This is a genomic window from Streptomyces sp. NPDC058525, from assembly GCF_042719495.1.
In the GTDB taxonomy this organism is placed as follows: Bacteria; Actinomycetota; Actinomycetes; order Streptomycetales; family Streptomycetaceae; genus Streptomyces.
This window is the reverse complement of record NZ_JBHXNP010000063.1, coordinates 32,481-50,602: the sequence shown is the minus strand read 5'-3', so window position 1 is coordinate 50,602 and position 18,122 is coordinate 32,481. Positions and strand designations below refer to the sequence as shown.

At 73.3% G+C, this 18,122-nt stretch carries 6 protein-coding genes and 1 pseudogene; all 7 read left to right on the top strand.

The window, feature by feature from the left end; genetic code table 11:
- Nucleotides 1-2,013, top strand: a 2,013-nt coding sequence (locus ACFWP3_RS26610; RefSeq protein WP_384225689.1) for a beta-ketoacyl reductase, incomplete at its 5' end; no start/stop codon positions are given.
- A 52-nt stretch (nucleotides 2,014-2,065) separates the two neighbouring features.
- Nucleotides 2,066-12,721 (top strand): annotated as a pseudogene (locus tag ACFWP3_RS26605) (type I polyketide synthase); the annotation flags it as partial.
- A gap of 14 nt (nucleotides 12,722-12,735) precedes the next feature.
- Nucleotides 12,736-13,521 (top strand): arylamine N-acetyltransferase, encoded by a 786-nt coding sequence (locus ACFWP3_RS26600; protein ID WP_384225686.1) that lies wholly within the window; start codon nucleotides 12,736-12,738, stop codon nucleotides 13,519-13,521.
- Nucleotides 13,522-13,605: 84 nt separating this feature from the next.
- On the top strand, nucleotides 13,606-14,949 hold the full coding sequence (locus ACFWP3_RS26595) for an NAD(P)/FAD-dependent oxidoreductase (protein ID WP_384225684.1): 1,344 nt from the start codon (nucleotides 13,606-13,608) through the stop codon (nucleotides 14,947-14,949).
- A 6-nt stretch (nucleotides 14,950-14,955) separates the two neighbouring features.
- On the top strand, nucleotides 14,956-16,023 hold the full coding sequence (locus ACFWP3_RS26590) for a 3-dehydroquinate synthase family protein (RefSeq protein WP_384225681.1): 1,068 nt from the start codon (nucleotides 14,956-14,958) through the stop codon (nucleotides 16,021-16,023).
- 1 nt (nucleotide 16,024) lies between these two features.
- Nucleotides 16,025-17,284: a 3-deoxy-7-phosphoheptulonate synthase gene (locus tag ACFWP3_RS26585; protein ID WP_384225679.1), complete on the top strand. Its 1,260-nt coding sequence runs from the start codon at nucleotides 16,025-16,027 to the stop codon at nucleotides 17,282-17,284.
- Complete coding sequence (locus ACFWP3_RS26580; protein WP_384225676.1) at nucleotides 17,281-18,093, top strand: shikimate dehydrogenase family protein; 813 nt, start codon at nucleotides 17,281-17,283, stop codon at nucleotides 18,091-18,093. The genes ACFWP3_RS26585 and ACFWP3_RS26580 overlap by 4 nt, the downstream gene beginning before the upstream one ends.
- The last annotated feature ends 29 nt before the right edge of the window (nucleotides 18,094-18,122 follow it).

Below are 18,122 nucleotides of genomic sequence, written 5' to 3'. Positions count from 1 at the left end.
CTGCATGCCGTGGGTGCTTCGGCGCTGCGGGTGCGGCTGGCCCCGGTCGGCCCGGACGCGCTGTCCGTCGAAGCCGCCGACGAGACCGGCGGCCTCGTGGTGACGCTGGACTCGGTGGAGTCCCGGCCCCTGGACTTCGGGCAGTGGGACACGACGGCGGACACGGCGGTCGCCGACTCCCTGTTCGGCGTCGACTGGACCGAACTGCCCCCGGTCGAAGGGGCCGACCCCTCTCCGTGGTGGGTGCCGGTGGCCGCCGCCGACGACATCGAGGCCCTGGCCGAGAGCGTCGTACCGGCGGTGGCGCTCCTGGAGGCCGACGGCGGCGACGGCGACGACGCGGTACTGGCTCTGACCTCCCGCGTGCTGGGTGCCGTACAGGCGTGGCTGGCCGCGACCGGCCTGGAGGAGTCGCAGCTCGTCGTGGCCACCCGGGGCGCGGTGCCCGCCGGCGACGGCGCGGTCACCGACCCGGCCGGCTCGGCCGTATGGGGCCTCGTCCGGGCCGCACAGGTCGAGAACCCCGACCGGATCATCCTGATCGACACGGACCCCGCCTCCCGCGAGGGAGCGGAATCCGTGCTGGGCGAGGTGCTCGCGAGCGGCGAGCCGCAGGTCGCCGTCCGCGGCACCACCCTCTCCGCCCCCCGCCTCGTCCGGGCCGGCGGCCAGGCCGCGGACGTACCCGCGGTGTTCGCGACCGAAGGGACCGTCCTCGTCTCGGGCGCCGGCGCCCTGGGCGCTCTGGTTGCCCGCCACCTGGTCACCCGGCACGGCGTACGGAGCCTCGTGCTGGCCAGCCGGAAGGGCCCGGACGCCGAGGGCATGGCCGAGCTGATCGCCGAACTCACCGAGCAGGGCGCCGCCGTAGCGGCCGCGGCCTGCGACGTGTCCGACCGCGGCCAGGTGAAGGCCCTGCTGGCCTCCGTCCCGGCCGCACACCCGCTGACCGGTGTCATCCACACCGCCGGCGTGCTGGACGACGGTGTCCTCGCGGCGCAGACCCCGGAGCGGCTGGCGAAGGTGTTCGCGCCGAAGGTGGACGCCGTACGCCACCTCGACGAGCTCACCCGCGACCTCGGCCTCGACACGTTCATCGTGTTCTCCTCCGCCTCGGGCGTGTTCGGCTCGGCCGGCCAGGGCAACTACGCGGCGGCCAACGCCTTCCTCGACGGCCTGATGTCGAGCCGTCGCGCGGCGGGCCTGCCCGGGCAGTCGCTCGCCTGGGGCCTGTGGGAGCAGGCCACCGCCATGACCGCCCACCTGGGCGGGGCCGACCAGGCGCGGGCGAGCCGCGGCGGTGTGCTGGCGATGACGGCGGCCGAGGGCATGGAACTGCTCGACGCGGCCGCCGCGTCCGGGCAGGAGCTGCTGGTACCGGTCAACCTGGACCTGCGGACGCTGCGCACCCAGGCCGCCGCCGGTGCGGGAGTCCCGCACCTGATGCGCGGACTGGTCCGGGCGGGCCGGCAGCAGGCCCGGGCCGCGTCCGCCACCGACGGCGGGCTGGCCGGCCGCCTCGCCGGACTCGCCGCGGCGGAGCAGGAGGAACTGCTCCTCGACCTGGTGCGCGCCCAGGTCGCGGTCGTACTCGGCCACGCCGGACCGGAGAACGTCCGGGCCGAAATGGCCTTCAAGGACACCGGGTTCGATTCGCTCACCTCGGTGGAACTGCGCAACCGGCTGCGCGAGGCGACCGGCCTCAAGCTTCCGGCCACGCTCGTCTTCGACTACCCGACCCCGCTGACCATCGCCCGCTACCTGCGCGACGAGCTCGGGACCAGCGACGACGTGCTCTCCCTGCTGAACGCGAAGATCGAGGACGTCGAGTCGCTGATCACCGGTCTGCGCCTCGACCAGAAATCCAGTATCGCCCTGCGGCTTCAGGGTTTGGTGGCCAGGTGCAACGGAGTGCTCGAGGCGACGGACGCCTCCACGGTGGCGGAGCAACTGGAATCCGCATCCGCCGATGAAATCTTCGACTTCATCGACGGTGAATTCGGCCTCAACTGATACCAGTTCACGCTTTGCGGTTCCATCACACCTTCGTAAGGACTAAAGAATGGCCACGGACGAAAAACTCCTCAAGTACCTCAAGCGCGTCACGACCGAGTTGCACACCTTGCGTCAGCAGGGCTCGCGCCACGCGGACGAGCCGATCGCGATCGTCGGCATGGCGTGCCGCTTCCCGGGTGGTGTGACCGGGCCGGAGGACTTGTGGCGCTTGGTGTCCGAGGGCCGGGACGCGATGTCGTCCTTCCCGGAGGACCGTGGCTGGGACCTGGAGGGGCTCTTCGACCCGGACCCCGATCACGCGGGCACGTCCTACACCGACCAGGGTGGCTTCCTTCAGGGTGCGGGCCTCTTCGACGCGGGGTTCTTCGGGATCTCGCCGCGCGAGGCACTGGTGATGGACCCGCAGCAGCGGCTGCTGCTGGAGACCTCGTGGGAGGCACTGGAGGGCGCCGGCATCGACCCGGTGTCGCTGAAGGGCACCGACGTCGGCGTGTTCTCCGGGGTGTTCACCCAGGGCTACGGGGCCGGTGTCGGCGCGATCCCGCCGGAGCTGGAGGGCTTCGCGGGGACCGGAGGCGCGTCGAGCGTGGCCTCCGGCCGTGTCTCGTACGTCCTGGGCCTCGAGGGCCCGGCGGTCACCGTGGACACCGCCTGCTCGTCCTCGCTGGTGACGATGCACCTGGCCGCGCAGGCCCTGCGCCAGGGCGAGTGCTCGATGGCGCTGGCCGGCGGTGCGACCGTGATGGCGACGCCCGGCACCTTCGTGGCGTTCTCCCGGCAGCGGGTCCTGGCCGGCGACGGCCGGTGCCGTGCGTTCGCGGACGGCGCGGACGGCACGGGCTGGGCCGAGGGCGTCGGCGTGCTCGTACTGGAGCGGCTGTCGGTGGCGCGCGAGCGCGGGCACCAGGTGCTCGCGGTGCTGCGGAGCAGTGCCGTGAACCAGGACGGCGCGTCCAACGGCCTGACCGCCCCCAACGGCCCCTCGCAGCAGCGGGTCATCCGCAAGGCGCTGGCCTCCGCCGGGCTGGTCCCTGCGGACGTGGACGTGGTGGAGGCGCACGGCACCGGTACGGCGCTCGGCGACCCGATCGAGGCGCAGGCGCTGCTGGCGACCTACGGCCAGGGCCGGGACCCGGAGCAGCCGCTGTGGCTGGGCTCCCTCAAGTCGAACATCGGCCACACGCAGGCCGCCGCCGGCGTCGCCGGCGTGATCAAGATGGTGCAGGCGATCCGGCACGGCGTCATGCCGCCCACGCTGCACGTGGAGAAGCCCACGACCCAGGTCGACTGGACCGAGGGCGCGGTCGAGCTGCTGACCGAGGCGCGGCAGTGGCCGCAGAACGGCCGCCCGCGCCGCGCCGGCGTGTCGTCCTTCGGTGTCAGCGGTACGAACGCGCACGTCATCCTGGAGGAGGCCCCGCAGGAGGAGGCCGGCCAGGACACCGCCGAGGCCGCGCCCGCGGGCGCCGTGCCGCTGGTGGTGTCGGCGCGCAGCACCGGTGCGCTGGCCGGTCAGGCCGGGCGCCTGGCCTCGTACCTGGAGTCCGCCGACGGCGAGGTGCCTTTGGCGGGCGTCGCCGGGGCGCTGCTGTCGGGCCGTGCGCTGCTGGGCGAGCGCGCGGTGGTCGTGGCCGGTACGAACGAGGAGGCGCTGGCCGGCCTGCGGGCGCTGGAGCGCGGCGAGAACGCACCCGGTGTGGTCTCCGGCAGCGCGGCCGGTTCGGGCGCACCGGGCAAGGCCGTATGGGTGTTCCCGGGCCAGGGCTCGCAGCGCGTGGGCATGGGCCGGGAACTGTACGAGCGGTACCCGGTGTTCGCGCGGGCCCTGGACGAGGCGTGCGAGCAGCTCGACGCGCGGCTGGCCGGGTGGGTCGACCACCCGGTGCGCGACGTGGTGCTCGGCAAGGTGCCGGGCAGCGCCGGACTCCTCGACCAGACGGTGTTCACGCAGGCCGGCCTGTTCGCGGTGGAAACCGCGCTGTACCGGCTCGTGGAGTCCTGGGGCGTGCGGCCGGACGTCGTGATCGGACACTCGGTCGGCGAGATCACCGCCGCCCACGCCGCCGGTGCGCTGTCCCTGGAGGACGCGGCGCGCCTGGTCGCGGCCCGCGGCCGGCTGATGCAGGCGCTGCCGCCGGGCGGGGCCATGGTCGCGGTCGGGGCCGGCGAGGCGGAGGTCGCCGGGCTGCTGGGCGAGGGCGTGGAGATCGCCGCGGTCAACGGCCCGACCTCGGTGGTGCTCTCCGGTGAGGAGGAAGTGGTCCTCGCCGCGGCCGGACGGCTGAAGGCGCAGGGGCACAAGACGAAGCGGCTGGCGGTCTCGCACGCGTTCCACTCGCTGCGGATGGAGCCGATGCTGGCCGAGTTCGCCGCCGAGCTCAGCGGCATCGAGTGGAAGACGCCGGCCGTCCCGGTGGTCTCGAACGTGACCGGACGCCTGGCCGAGCCGGGCGAGCTCGCCGACCCGCAGTACTGGGCCGGGCACGTGCGCCGGCCGGTGCGGTTCGCCGAGGGGATCGCGGCCGCGGTCGCCTACGGCGGCACCCTGTTCGTCGAGATGGGTCCGGGAGCGGCCCTGACCGGCCTGGTCGAGGAGACCGCCACCGCCGCGGACGCCGACGTGACCTGCGTCGCCGCGCTGCGCGACGGCCGCCCGGAGGAGCAGACGCTGCTGACCTCCGTGGCCCGGCTGTTCGTGCACGGCACGGCCGTGGACTGGAGCGGCCTGCTGCCGCAGACGGCCGGACCCGCCTGGGCGGACCTGCCGACGTACGCCTTCGACCGCCGCCACTACTGGCTGCCGCCGGCCGCACAGGCCACGGACGCCGCGTCGTTGGGGCAGGCGACCGCCGACCACCCGCTGCTGGGCGCGGTCGTACGGCTGCCGCAGTCCGACGGGCTGGTCTTCACCTCGCGGCTGTCGCTGCGCTCGCACCCCTGGCTGGCCGACCACCGGGTCGGCGGTGTGGTGCTCGTCGCGGGCACCGGACTGGTGGAGCTCGCCGTCCGCGCCGGTGACGAGGTCGGCTGCGGGGTCCTGGAGGAGCTGGTGATCGAGGCGCCGCTGGTGGTGCCCGAGCACGGCGGCGTACGGGTCCTGGTCGCGGTCGGCGGCGCGGGCGCGAACGGCTCCCGCACGGTGGACGTGTACTCCCAGCGCGAGGACGCGATCGACGACGGCCCCGACACGTGGGCGCGGCACGCCACCGGCATGCTGTCGGCCACCGCTCAGGCGGCCGGCGCCGGCAACGCCTTCGACTTCACCGCCTGGCCGCCGGCCGGTGCCCAGGCCGTCGAGGTCGGGGACTTCTACGCCGGACTGGTCGACAGCGGGTACGGCTACGGCCCGGTGTTCCAGGGCCTGCGCGCGGTGTGGCGGCGCGGCGAGGAACTCTTCGCCGAGGCCGCCCTGCCCGAGGACCACCACAAGGAAGCCGCCCGGTACGGCATCCACCCCGCGCTGCTCGACGCGGCCCTGCACACCGGCATGTTCGGGGCGGGCACGGGCACGACGGGCGAGGAGCCCGGACGGCCGGTGCTGCCCTTCGCGTGGAACGGGCTCGAACTGCACGCCTCCGGCGCCACGGCCCTGCGGGTGCGCATGGCGCCCGGCGGGCCCGGTGCCGTATCGCTGACGGCGGCGGACGAGTCCGGCGGCCTGGTCGTGACGCTGGACTCGCTGGTGTCCCGTCCGGTGTCCGCGGAGCAGCTGGAGACGGCGGCGGACACCGTCACCGCCAACTCGCTGTTCCAGGTGGAGTGGACCGGGCTGCCCGCGGCCCCGGGCACGGAGCCCGCGCCCTCCTGGGTGGCAGTGTCCTCCGCTGACGAGGTGACGGCGCCGGCCGAGGGCGCGCAGCCCCCGGCCGTGGCGCTCCTGGAGGCGGTCGGCGGCGAGGGCGAGGACGCCGTGCTGGCGCTGACCTCTCGCGTGCTGGAGGTCGTCCAGGCGTGGCTGGCCGGCGAGGGGCTGGAGGAGTCGCAGCTGGTCGTGGTGACCCGCGGCGCGGTCCCCGCCGGAGACGGCACGGTCACCGACCCGGCCGGCTCGGCCGTGTGGGGTCTGGTGCGAGCCGCCCAGGCGGAGAACCCGGACCGGATCGTCCTGATCGACGCCGACCCCGCCGGTGACGGCGATGTGGAGCCGGTGCTGGGCGCGGTCCTCGCGAGCGGCGAGCCGCAGGTCGCGGTCCGCGGCACGGCGCTCTCCGTCCCCCGGCTCGCCCGCACGGCCGCCCAGACCCCCGGTGCTCCGGCGGTGTTCGGAGCGGAGGGCACGGTCCTGGTCACCGGCGCCGGCTCGCTGGGCGCCCTCGTGGCCCGCCACCTGGTCACCCGGCACGGCGTACGGAGCCTCGTGCTGGCCAGCCGTCGCGGCGCCGAGGCCGAGGGCATGGCCGACCTGGTCGCCGAACTCACCGGACAGGGCGCCGCCGTATCGGTCGCGGCCTGCGACGTGTCCGACCGCGCCCAGGTGGAGGCCCTGCTCGCCTCGGTCCCGGCCGAGCACCGGCTGACCGGAGTCGTCCACACCGCCGGTGTGCTCGACGACGGTGTGATCGCGGCGCAGACCCCGGAGCGGCTGGCGAAGGTGTTCGCCCCGAAGGTGGCCGCGGTACGCCACCTCGACGAGCTCACCCGCGCCCTCGACCTCGACGCCTTCGTCGTCTTCTCGTCCGCCTCCGGTGTCTTCGGCTCGGCCGGCCAGGGCAACTACGGTGCGGCGAACGCCTTCCTGGACGGGCTGGTGGCCGGCCGTCGCGCGGCGGGCCTGCCGGGCCTGTCACTGGCCTGGGGCCTGTGGGAGCAGATCAACGGCATGACCGCCCACCTCAGCGGCGCCGACCAGGCACGTATGAACCGCGGTGGCGTACAGGCGATATCCGCCGTCGAGGGCATGGAGCTCTTCGACGCGGCCGTGGCCTCCGGACAGGCCCTGGTGGTGCCGGTCAAGCTGGACCTGCGCAGCGTACGGGCCGACGCGTCGGCCGGCGCGGGAGTGCCGCCGCTGATGCGCGGCCTGGTCCGGGCGGGCCGGCAGCAGGCGCGGGCGGCCTCCGCCGGAGACGGCGGGCTGGTGCGCCGGCTCGCGGGGCTCGGCGCGGCGGAGCAGGAGGCACTGCTCCTCGACCTGGTGCGTGCGCAGGTCGCGCTCGTGCTCGGGCACACCGGGCCGGGCGGTGTCGGGGCGGAAACGGCCTTCAAGGACGCCGGGTTCGACTCCCTCATCTCGGTGGAACTGCGCAACCGGCTGCGCGAGGAGACCGGCCTCAAGCTTCCGGCCACCCTGGTCTTCGACTACCCGACCCCGCTGGCCCTCGCCCGCTACCTGCGCGACGAGCTCGGAGACACGGTCGCCGACGCCCCCGTCCCGACGGCCGCCGCCGTCGCGGACCCCGACGAGCCGATCGCGATCGTCGGCATGGCCTGCCGTCTGCCGGGCGGCGTGAGGGACCCCGAGGGGCTGTGGCGGCTGGTGTCCGAGGGCCGTGAGGGCATGTCGGACTTCCCCGACGACCGCGGCTGGGACCTGGACGGCCTCTTCGACGCGGACCCCGAGAGCACCGGCACCTCGTACACCTCCCAGGGCGGCTTCCTCGAAGGCGCGGGCCTCTTCGACCCGGCGTTCTTCGGGATCTCGCCGCGCGAGGCCCTCGCCATGGACCCCCAGCAGCGCGTGCTGCTGGAGACCTCCTGGGAGGCCATGGAGCAGGCCGGGATCGACCCGGCCTCGCTGAAGGGCACCGACGTCGGCGTCTTCTCCGGCGTCTCCAGCCAGGGCTACGGGGCGGGCGCCGGCGAGGCGCCGGAGCTGGAGGGCTTCGCTGCCACGGCGTCCGCGGCGAGCGTCGCGTCCGGCCGCGTGTCGTACGTGTTCGGCTTCGAGGGCCCGGCCGTCACCATCGACACCGCCTGCTCGTCCTCGCTCGTGGCCATGCACCTGGCAGCGCAGTCGCTGCGCCAGGGCGAGTGCTCGATGGCGCTGGCCGGCGGTGCCACCGTGATGGCGTCCCCCGGCACCTTCGTGGAGTTCTCCCGGCAGCGCGGCCTGGCCGCCGACGGCAGGTGCAAGTCCTACGCCGACGGCGCCGACGGCACCGGCTGGGCCGAGGGCGTGGGCATCGTGGCCCTGGAGCGGCTGTCGGTGGCGCGCGAGCGCGGCCACCGCGTGCTGGCGGTGCTGCGCGGCAGCGCCGTCAACCAGGACGGCGCGTCCAACGGCCTCACCGCCCCGAACGGCCCCTCGCAGCAGCGGGTCATCCGCAAGGCCCTCGACAGCGCCGGCCTCGCCGCGTCCGAAGTCGACGTGGTCGAGGGGCACGGCACCGGTACGGCCCTGGGCGACCCGATCGAGGCCCAGGCCCTGCTCGCCACCTACGGGCGGAACCGGAACCCGGAGCAGCCGCTGTGGCTGGGCTCCCTCAAGTCGAACATCGGCCACTCGCAGGCCGCCGCCGGCGTCGCGAGCGTGATCAAGATGGTGCAGGCCCTGCGGCACGGGGTCATGCCCCCGACGCTGCACGTGGACGAGCCCACGAGCCAGGTGGACTGGACGGCGGGCGCCGTCGAGCTGCTGACCGAGGCCCGGGAGTGGTCTCGCAACGGTCATCCGCGCCGGGCCGGCGTGTCCTCATTCGGCATCAGCGGAACGAACGCCCACCTGATCCTGGAAGAGGCGCCGGCCGAGGCCGCCGCCACCACCGCCACTGAAGAGCAGGCGCCCGCGGGCGTCGTACCGCTGGTGGTCTCCGCCCGCAACGCCGGCTCGCTCGCACGTCAGGCCGGGCGGCTCGCGGAGTTCGTGGACGGCGCCGACGGGGCGTCCCTGGCCTCCGTGGCCGGGGCGCTGGTGTCGGGCCGCGCCGTCTTCGGCGAGCGTGCGGTCGTCCTGGCCGACTCCGGCCAGGAGGCGCTCGCCGCACTGGGCGCACTGGCCCGGGGCGAGAGCACGGCCGCCGTCGTCTCCGGCAGCGCCGGCTCGGGTACGCCCGGCAAGGTCGTGTGGGTGTTCCCGGGCCAGGGTGCGCAGTGGGCGGGCATGGGCCGCGAACTGCTGGACTCCTCCCCGGTGTTCGCCGAGCGGATCGCCGCATGCGCGGCCGCCCTCGCCCCCTTCGTCGACTGGTCCCTGATCGAGGTCCTGCGCGGCGAGACCGAGCCCCAGCTCATCGAGCGGGTCGACGTCCTCCAGCCCGCCAGCTTCGCCGTGATGGTCGGTCTGGCGGCCGTCTGGTCGTCCGTCGGCCTCAAGCCCGACGCGGTCCTCGGCCACTCGCAGGGCGAGATCGCCGCCGCCTGTGTCTCGGGCGCGCTCTCGCTCCAGGACGCGGCCCGCGTGGTCGCGCTGCGCAGCCAGGTGATCGCGTCGGAGCTGGCCGGCCGCGGCGGTATGGCCTCGGTCGCGCTCAGCGCAGACGAAGCGGTCACGCGGATCGAGCCGTGGGCGGACCGCGTCGAGGTCGCGGCCGTCAACGGGCCGTCCTCCGTGGTCATCGCCGGTGACGCCGAGGCGCTCGACGAGGCCCTGGCAGCCCTGTCCGCCGAAGGCGTCCGGGTCCGCCGCGTCGCGGTGGACTACGCCTCGCACACCCGCCACGTCGAGGACATCCGAGACGCACTGGCCGGGGAGCTGGCCGGGGTCGACGCCCAGGCGCCGAAGGTGCCGTTCTACTCGACGGTCTCCGGCACGTGGATCGAGGACGCCGGCGTCCTCGACGGCGACTACTGGTACCGCAACCTGCGCGCACAGGTCGGCTTCGGCCCCGCCGTGACCGACCTCCTCCGCCAGGGCCACGGGGTGTTCGTCGAGGTCAGCGCCCATCCGGTGCTGGTCCAGCCGATCACCGAGACGGTCGACGAGGCCGACGCCCAGGCGGTCGTGACGGGTTCGCTGCGCCGCGAGGACGGCGGCCCGCGCCGCCTGTACGCCTCGATGGCCGAGCTGTTCGTCGGGGGCATCGCGCTGGACTGGAAGGCCGTGCTCCCGCAGGCGGCGGCTTCCCGGCGCGTGGAGCTGCCGACGTACGCCTTCGACCACCAGCACTTCTGGCTGCGGCCGGCCGGTCAGCCGACCGACGCGACCTCCCTGGGCCTCGCCGGCGCCGATCACCCGATGCTGGGCGCGGTGGTGCAGCTGCCGCACTCCGACGGGTTCATCTTCACCTCGCGGCTCTCGCTGCGCACGCACCCCTGGCTGGCCGACCACCGGGTCCGCGGCGTGGTGCTCGTACCGGGCACGGGCCTGGTGGAGCTCGCGGTGCGCGCCGGCGATGAGGCCGGCTGCGGGGTCCTGGAGGAGCTGGTGATCGAGGCGCCGCTGGTGGTGCCCGAGACCGGCGGCGTACGCGTCCAGGTCGTGGTCGGCGGACCGCGTGAGAACGGCTCCCGCACGGTGGACGTGTACTCCCGGCGCGAGGACGCCGCCGGCGACGGCGGTACGGACGCGTGGACCCGGCACGCCACCGGCATGCTGGCCGTCACCGTCCGGGCGAACTCCGGCGCCACCGCGTTCGACTTCGCGGCCTGGCCGCCGGCCGGCGCGAAGCAGGTGGACGTCAGCAGCGGCTACGGCCGGCTCGCCGAGGTCGGGTACGGCTACGGGCCGGCCTTCAAGGGCGTGCGCGCGGTCTGGCGGCGCGGCGAGGAACTCTTCGCCGAGGTCGCCCTGCCCGAGGAGCACCGCAAGGAGGCCGGCGGGTTCGGCATCCACCCGGCGCTGCTCGACGCGGCCCTGCACTCGGCCATGCTGACCACCGCCGCAGCGGCCGCCGACGGTGTCGAAGGCGACGGCGAAGGTGACGGCGAAGGCGACGGCCAGGAGCTTCAGCTGCCGTTCGCCTGGAACGGGCTGGAGCTGTACGCGGCCGGTGCCTCGGTGCTGCGCGTGCGCATCGCACGCAACGAGGACGACGCGATGTCGTTCCAGGCGGCCGACGAGACCGGCGGTCTGGTCGTGACGATGGACTCGCTGGTGGGCCGGGTGGTGTCCGCCGAGCAGCTGGAGACGGCCGCGGGCACACCGGGCGCCGACGCGCTGTTCCAGGTGAAGTGGAACGAACTGCCCCTGACCCAGGGGACCGAGCCCGCGCCGTCCTGGGTGGCCGTGTCCACCGCCGAGCAGGTGGCGACCCTGGCCGACGACGTGGAATCGGGCGCTCCGGCCCCGGCGATGGCGGTCATGGAAGCCGTCGCCGACGCGGCCGAGGGCGAGGACGCCGTACTGGGGCTCGCCTGCCGGGTCCTGGAGGTGGTGCAGTGCTGGCTGGCCGGGACCGGGCTGGAGGAGTCGCGGCTGGTGATCGCGACCCGGGGCGCGGTGCCCGCCGGCGGTGACGGCACGGTGACCGACCCGGCCGGAGCGGCCGTATGGGGTCTGGTGCGCGCCGCACAGGCGGAGAACCCCGACCGGATCGTCCTGCTCGACACCGACCCGGCCGCCGACGTCCCCGTGGAGCAGGTGCTGGCGGCGGTACTGGCCAGCGGCGAGCCGCAGGTCGCGGTCCGCGGCACGACCCTCTCCGTCCCCCGGCTGGCCCGGGCGGCCGGTCAGGCCCCGGACGCCCCCGCGGTGTTCGGGCCCGAGGGCACCGTCCTCGTCTCGGGCGCCGGTTCGCTGGGCGGCCTGGTGGCCCGCCACCTGGTCGCGCGGCACGGCGTACGGAGCCTGGTGCTGGCCAGCCGTCGCGGCGGCGAGGCCGAGGGCATGGCCGACTTGGTCGCCGAACTCACCGGACAGGGCGCCGCCGTGTCGGTGGTGGCCTGCGATGTGTCCGACCGCGGCCAGGTGGAGGCCCTGCTGGCCTCCGTGCCGGCCGAGCACCGGCTGACCGGAGTCGTCCACACCGCCGGTGTGACCGACGACGGCGTGATCGGGATGCTGACTCCGGAGCGGCTGGCGAAGGTGTTCGCCCCGAAGGTGGACGCGGTACGGCACCTCGACGAGCTGACCCGCGGCCTCGACCTCGATGCCTTCGTTGTCTACTCGTCCGTCTCGGCGCTCTTCATGGGCGCGGGCAGCGGCAGCTACGCGGCGGCGAACGCCTTCCTGGACGGCCTGATGGCCGACCGCCGGGCGGCCGGCCTGCCCGGTCTGTCGCTGGCCTGGGGCCTGTGGGAGCAGAGCAACGGCATGGCGGAGCACATCGACGACCTCACCAGGAACCGGATGAACCGGCGCGGCGGCCTGCTGCCGATCGCCCCGGCGGAGGGCATGGAACTGTTCGACGCCGCCGTCGGCTCCGGCCACGCGCTGCTGGTGCCCGTCAAGCTGGACCTGCGGGCGCTGCGCACCCAGGCCGCGGGCGGCGGGGGAGTCCCCCACCTGCTGCGCGGCCTGGTACGGGCCGGACGGCAGCTGGTGCAGGCCGCCGGCGAGAACGAGGACCCGCGCAAGCTGTCCGAGCGGCTGACCGGACTGTCCGCCGCCGATCAGCAGAAGGTCCTGCTCGACCTGGTGCGGGCCCAGGTGGCCGCGGTATTGGGCTACAGCCCGACCTACCACTTCGACGCGGACCAGGGCCTCTTCGAGATCGGCTTCGACTCCCTGACCGCCATCGAGCTCCGCAACCGGCTGCGCAACCTCACCGAGACGAAGCTCTCCCCCAACCTCGTCTTCGACTGCCCGACGCCCGGACTGCTCGCCGGGTACCTGCACGAGCTGATGTGCGGCGACGAGGCCGCGCGTTCCGTAGCGGTCTCCGTCTGAAAGAGGGTGATGACATGTTCGACGTAAACAGGTACCTGCAGCGCATCGGCTGTGACGGAGAGACCGGTGTGGACATCGGGACGCTGCGCAAGCTGCACAAGAGCCACCTCATGGCCCTCCCGTACAACAGCTTCGCCTACGACCTCGCCGACGGGATCGACATCGTCGACCTCGACGAGGACGCCATGTTCGAGAAGACGATCATCAACGGGCAGGGCGGTGCCTGCTACCACCTGAACCGGATGTTCCACCGCCTGCTCCGCGAACTGGGCTACGACGTCACGCTGATCGCGGGCAGCACCGCCACCGGCTGGGACACCTTCAAGCTCGGCATCGAGCACATGTTCAACCAGGTGTCCCTGGACGGCGAGCAGTGGCTCGTGGACGTCGGCTACCCGGGTCCGTCCTACACGGAGCCGCTGCTGGTCACCGACGCGGTGCAGGCCCAGTACGGAAGCCAGTTCCGGCTGGTCGACCACGGAACGGAGATCGCCCTGCAGCGCCGGGGAGCTATCACCCGGTGGAGCGTCGTCTACACCTTCACCCTGACACCCCGGGAGTGGAACGACTGGAAGGAACTGGAGGACTGCTTCCGGGGAATCCTGTCGGATCCCGCCCGGCACGACGACAAGGACGACAAGGAGGTCCTGTGCGGCCGGACCTTCGAGAACGGCCAGGTCGTGATGAAGCAGCGGCGCTACCTGACGGTCCGTGACGGGCGCGAACAGGTGCGCACGATCATGGACGACGAAGAGCACCGGACACTGATCGACGGCATCGTGTCCGGCCCGCTCAGCTGAATTTTTTGCACTCCCACCCCCCACGCGTAACACCGCTCATCCCGAATGTGATTCGAACCGAGTTGGCACACGAAAGGGAGAACAGTGGAAAGAGAAACGGCTGACGTCATCGTGATAGGCGGAGGACCGGCCGGCGCAGTGAGCGCCCTGGTCCTCGCCCGGCAGGGCCACCGCGTGGTCCTGCTGGAGAAGGACGAGTTCCCCCGCTTCCACATCGGCGAGTCCTTGCTGCCCTACATGATGGGCCTGTTCGAGCAGATCGGGCTCCGCGAGGCCGTGGAGGCACAGGGCTACGTCCCCAAGTTCGGCGGCGAGTTCATCGACCCGACGGAGACGAAGTTCTTCGAGGGCGTCTTCCGGGCCGACTTCACCAAGCAGGGTGAAGGGCGCCATCTCAGCGCTTTCCAGGTCGAACGCGCCAAGTTCGACAAAATGCTCACCGACCAGGCCGAGGCGGCCGGGGCGGAGGTCCTCTTCGGAGCCAACGTGACCGAGCTGCTCATGGACGGCGACCGCATGGTCGGCGTCCGCTACGAGCGCGAGGGCGCGGGCCACGAGCTGCGTTCGGCCTACGTGGTCGACGCGAGCGGCCGCGCCGGCCGCATCGCCCACCGCTTCGGACTGCGCAAGACCCTCGAGAAGCTCCGCATGGTGGCGGTGTTCCGGCACTACGAAGGACTCGACGAGAGCCACAACCTCGGTGTCGAGGGCGACATCCAGGTCGGCGCCCACGACGACGGCTGGGTCTGGGCGATCCCGCTGTCGAAGGACGCCATCAGCGTGGGCACGGTCATGCCGCGCGACGTGCTGCGCGCGACGACGCCCGAGAAGGCGTTCGAGGAGCACGTGGCCAGGATCCCCAGGATCACCGCGCGGCTGACCGGGACCCGCCCCACCACCGACCTCAGGGTCGAGACCGACTACTGCTACCACTCGGACACGGTCACCGGGTCCGGCTGGCTCATGGTCGGAGACGCGGGCTGTTTCGGCGACCCGATGTTCTCCGGCGGTGTGCTGGTGGCGACGGCCACCGCCGTCCGCGCGGCCGAGACGATCGGGGCGGCACTGGCCGACCCGGCGGCGGAGACCCGCCTGTTCGACACCTATTCCAACTACTTCAAGACGGGCTACGACACGTACATCCGCCTCATCCACGCCTACTACGAGGGCGAGCTGGTGTCGGTGGCCGCCGACGCCGCCCGCTCGACACGGCGCGAGGCCCTGGAGAAGTACGTGATCCGGCTCATCGGCGGCGACTTCTGGAGTGAGCACAACCCCATGGCACAGGAAATGCGGCGGCGGACCGAATGGGACACCTTCGCCCCGTTCAGGCGGGTGTACGGCTGCCCGTCCTATCCCCAGCTGGACGAATTCGACCGTAAGGAGCGGGCCGCGGCGCGCGTGTACAGGGCGACGGCGGGTCGGTAGAACGTGATGGCTTCCATTCCTCTGCGCCTCAGAGACCACTCGTACGACATCCTCATCGGACCGGGGGTGCGTACGTCGCTCGCCGAGACCATCCAACGGCTGGGCGCCAGGCGGGCCGTCGTGGTGTCGGCCCGCCCGGAGGAATGGGTGCCCGACACCGGTGTGGAAACCCTGCTGCTGCCGGCCCGGGACGGCGAGCAGGACAAGACCCTCGCCACGGTGGAGGCGCTGTGCGGTGAGTTCGTCCGGTTCGGACTCACCCGGTCCGACGTCGTCGTCTCCTGCGGCGGCGGCACCACCACCGACGTGGTCGGACTCGCGGCGGCGCTCTACCACCGCGGCGTCCCCGTCATCCACCTCCCGACGACGCTGCTCGCCCAGGTGGACGCCAGCGTCGGCGGGAAGACGGCGGTCAACCTGCCGGCCGGCAAGAACCTGGTCGGCGCGTACTGGCAGCCCAGCGCCGTGCTGTGCGACACCGACTACCTGTCGACCCTGCCGCGCCGGGAGATGCTGAACGGCCTCGGCGAGATCGCCCGCTGCCACTTCATCGGCGCCCCCGACCTGCGCGGGCTGCCGCTGGAGGAGCAGATCACCGCCAGCGTCACCCTCAAGGCCGGAGTCGTGGAGCGGGACGAACGCGACACGGGCCTGCGACACCTGCTCAACTACGGCCACACACTGGGCCATGCGCTGGAGAAGGCCACCGGTTTCGCGCTGCGCCACGGCGAGGCGGTGGCCATCGGGACGGTCTTCGCGGGCCGGCTCGCCGGCGCGCTGGGCCGCATCGACGAGGCGCGGGTGGCGGAACACCTGGACGTCGTCCGGTACTACGGCCTGCCCACCGCCCTGCCGGCCGAGGCCGACGCCGCGGACCTCATGGACCTGATGCGGCACGACAAGAAGGCGATGACCGGACTCGGCTTCGTTCTGGACGGCCCGAAGGGCGCGGAACTGGTCAGCGACGTACCCCAGGAGGTCGTCGCGCGGGTCCTGGACCGGATGCCCCGGACGCGGACGGCCGACCTCGTCGGCGACGCCGCGCCCGGAGCCTCCACGACCGATGTGGTTTGACATGAAGCTTGTAACCCAGCGGCCGGCCGATCTCGACGGACCGGCCGGCACCGACCCGGTGGCGGACCACCGGCTGTTCCACCGGCTGGAGGCGGCGCTGGCCAGGCCGGCCGCGCAGCAGCCCGTCTGGCCGGACCCAGAGCGGGCCCGCGACGCGGTGGAACTGCTGAGCCGGTCCGAGCCCGTCGTGACACAGGCCGAGACGGCACGGCTGGGCAGGCAGCTCGCCGCGGTCGCGCGCGGCGAGGCGTTCCTGCTCCAGGGCGGCGACTGCGCCGAGACCTTCGCCGGGAACACCGAAGCCCATGTGCGGGCCAATCTGCGCACGCTCACCGACATGGCCGACGTGCTCGCCGACGGCACCGGACTGCCCGTCGTCAAGATCGCCCGGATGGCCGGCCAGTACGCCAAGCCCCGCTCCCAGGCCGTCGACGCGCTGGGACTGCCCGTCTACCGCGGCGACCTGGTCAACTCCGTCGAGCCCACCCCCGCGGCCCGGACGGCCGATCCCCACCGGATGCTGCGGGCCCGCGCCGACGCGGCACGCGCGATGGACCTGGTCCGCTCGTTCCACGACGTCCACGTCAGCCACGAGGCGCTCCTGCTCGACTACGAGAAGTCCCTGCTGCGGGTGGACACGACGGGGCCCGTGCCCCGGCTGTCCAGCGGGCTGGGGCACTTCCTGTGGATCGGCGAACGCACCCGCCGGCTCGACGGCGCGCACATCGCGTTCGCGGAACTCCTCTCCAACCCGATCGGCCTCAAGATCGGCCCCGGCACCACCCCGGACATGGCCGTCGCCTACGTGCGCCGCCTCGACCCGCACCGCGAACCCGGGCGGCTGACGCTGATCAGCCGCATGGGACACGCACAGGTCCGGGACGTGCTCCCGCCGATCGTGGAGAAGGTCGCCGCCACCGGTCACGAGGTGATCTGGCAGTGCGATCCGATGCACGGCAACACCCACACGTCCGCCAACGGATACAAGACGCGCGACATCCTGCGGATCACCGACGAGATCACCGGATTCTTCGAGGTCCACCGGCGGTTGGGCACCCACCCCGGCGGCATCCACCTCGAAGTGACCGGTGACGACGTCACCGAATGCGTCGGCGGGGCCTCGGGAGTGACCGAAGCCGACCTGCCGGCCCGCTACCGCACCGCCTGCGACCCCCGCCTCAACGCGGCCCAGTCCAGGGAGATCGCCCACCGCGTCGCCGGACTGGCGGCGGCCGGCCTCGCCGGGGCAGTGCTGCGATGACCCGACTGCCCCCCGCCATCCCCATCACCGGCACCACCCGCCTGTACGCCGTCCTGGGGCACCCCATCGCCCAGGTCCAGGCACCCACGCTGATGCACCCGATCTTCGCGAGCCTGCGGATCGACGCGGTGGTCGTCCCCGTGCACGCCCGGCCCGAGAACCTCGAACACGTCGTGCGCGGGCTCCAGCGGATGGACAACCTCGACGGCATGTTCATCACCGTGCCCCACAAGGTCGCCGTGCCCCGGCTGGCCGACCGCCGCGGCCCGACCGTGGACATCGTCGGGAGCGCCAACGTGATGCGCCGCGACACCGACGGCGGCTGGCTCGCCGAGAACTTCGACGGATCCGGCTTCGTCGCCGGCCTCGTCGCGGCCGGCCACGACCCCGGTGGCCGGCGCGCCGCCCTCGTCGGCGCGGGCGGAGCGGGCAGCGCCATCGCCGCGGCGCTGCTGACCGCCGGCGTCGAGCGGCTGGGAGTGTACGACTGGGACCCCGCGAAACTCGGCGCGCTGGTCTCCCGCCTCGAAGCGCACTGGCCCGGCCGGGTGTTCGCCCTGGACGGACCGCGGCTGCGCGACGCCGACCTCGCCGTGAACGCAACACCGCTCGGCATGCACGCGGGAGACCAGCTGCCGTTCCCCCTGGACTCCCTGCCGCGGCACTGCGTGGTCGCCGACATCGTCATGAAACCCCGCGAGACGCGGCTCCTGCGCCACGCCGCCGCACACGGCCACCCGATCCACCACGGCATTCACATGCTCGAGGGGCAACTGAATTCCTATCGAGTCTTCTTCGATCTCCGCTGAATTGTCGGCGAGACCACCGAATCTGGGGA

Excerpts from the sequence above, each read along its gene's own strand:
- ACFWP3_RS26580 (WP_384225676.1), top strand. The coding sequence starts at position 17,281 with ATGACCCGACTGCCCCCCGCCATCCCCATCACCGGCACCACCCGCCTG.
- ACFWP3_RS26585 (WP_384225679.1), top strand. The coding sequence starts at position 16,025 with ATGAAGCTTGTAACCCAGCGGCCGGCCGATCTCGACGGACCGGCCGGC.
- ACFWP3_RS26600 (WP_384225686.1), top strand. The coding sequence starts at position 12,736 with ATGTTCGACGTAAACAGGTACCTGCAGCGCATCGGCTGTGACGGAGAG.
- ACFWP3_RS26590 (WP_384225681.1), top strand. The coding sequence starts at position 14,956 with ATGGCTTCCATTCCTCTGCGCCTCAGAGACCACTCGTACGACATCCTC.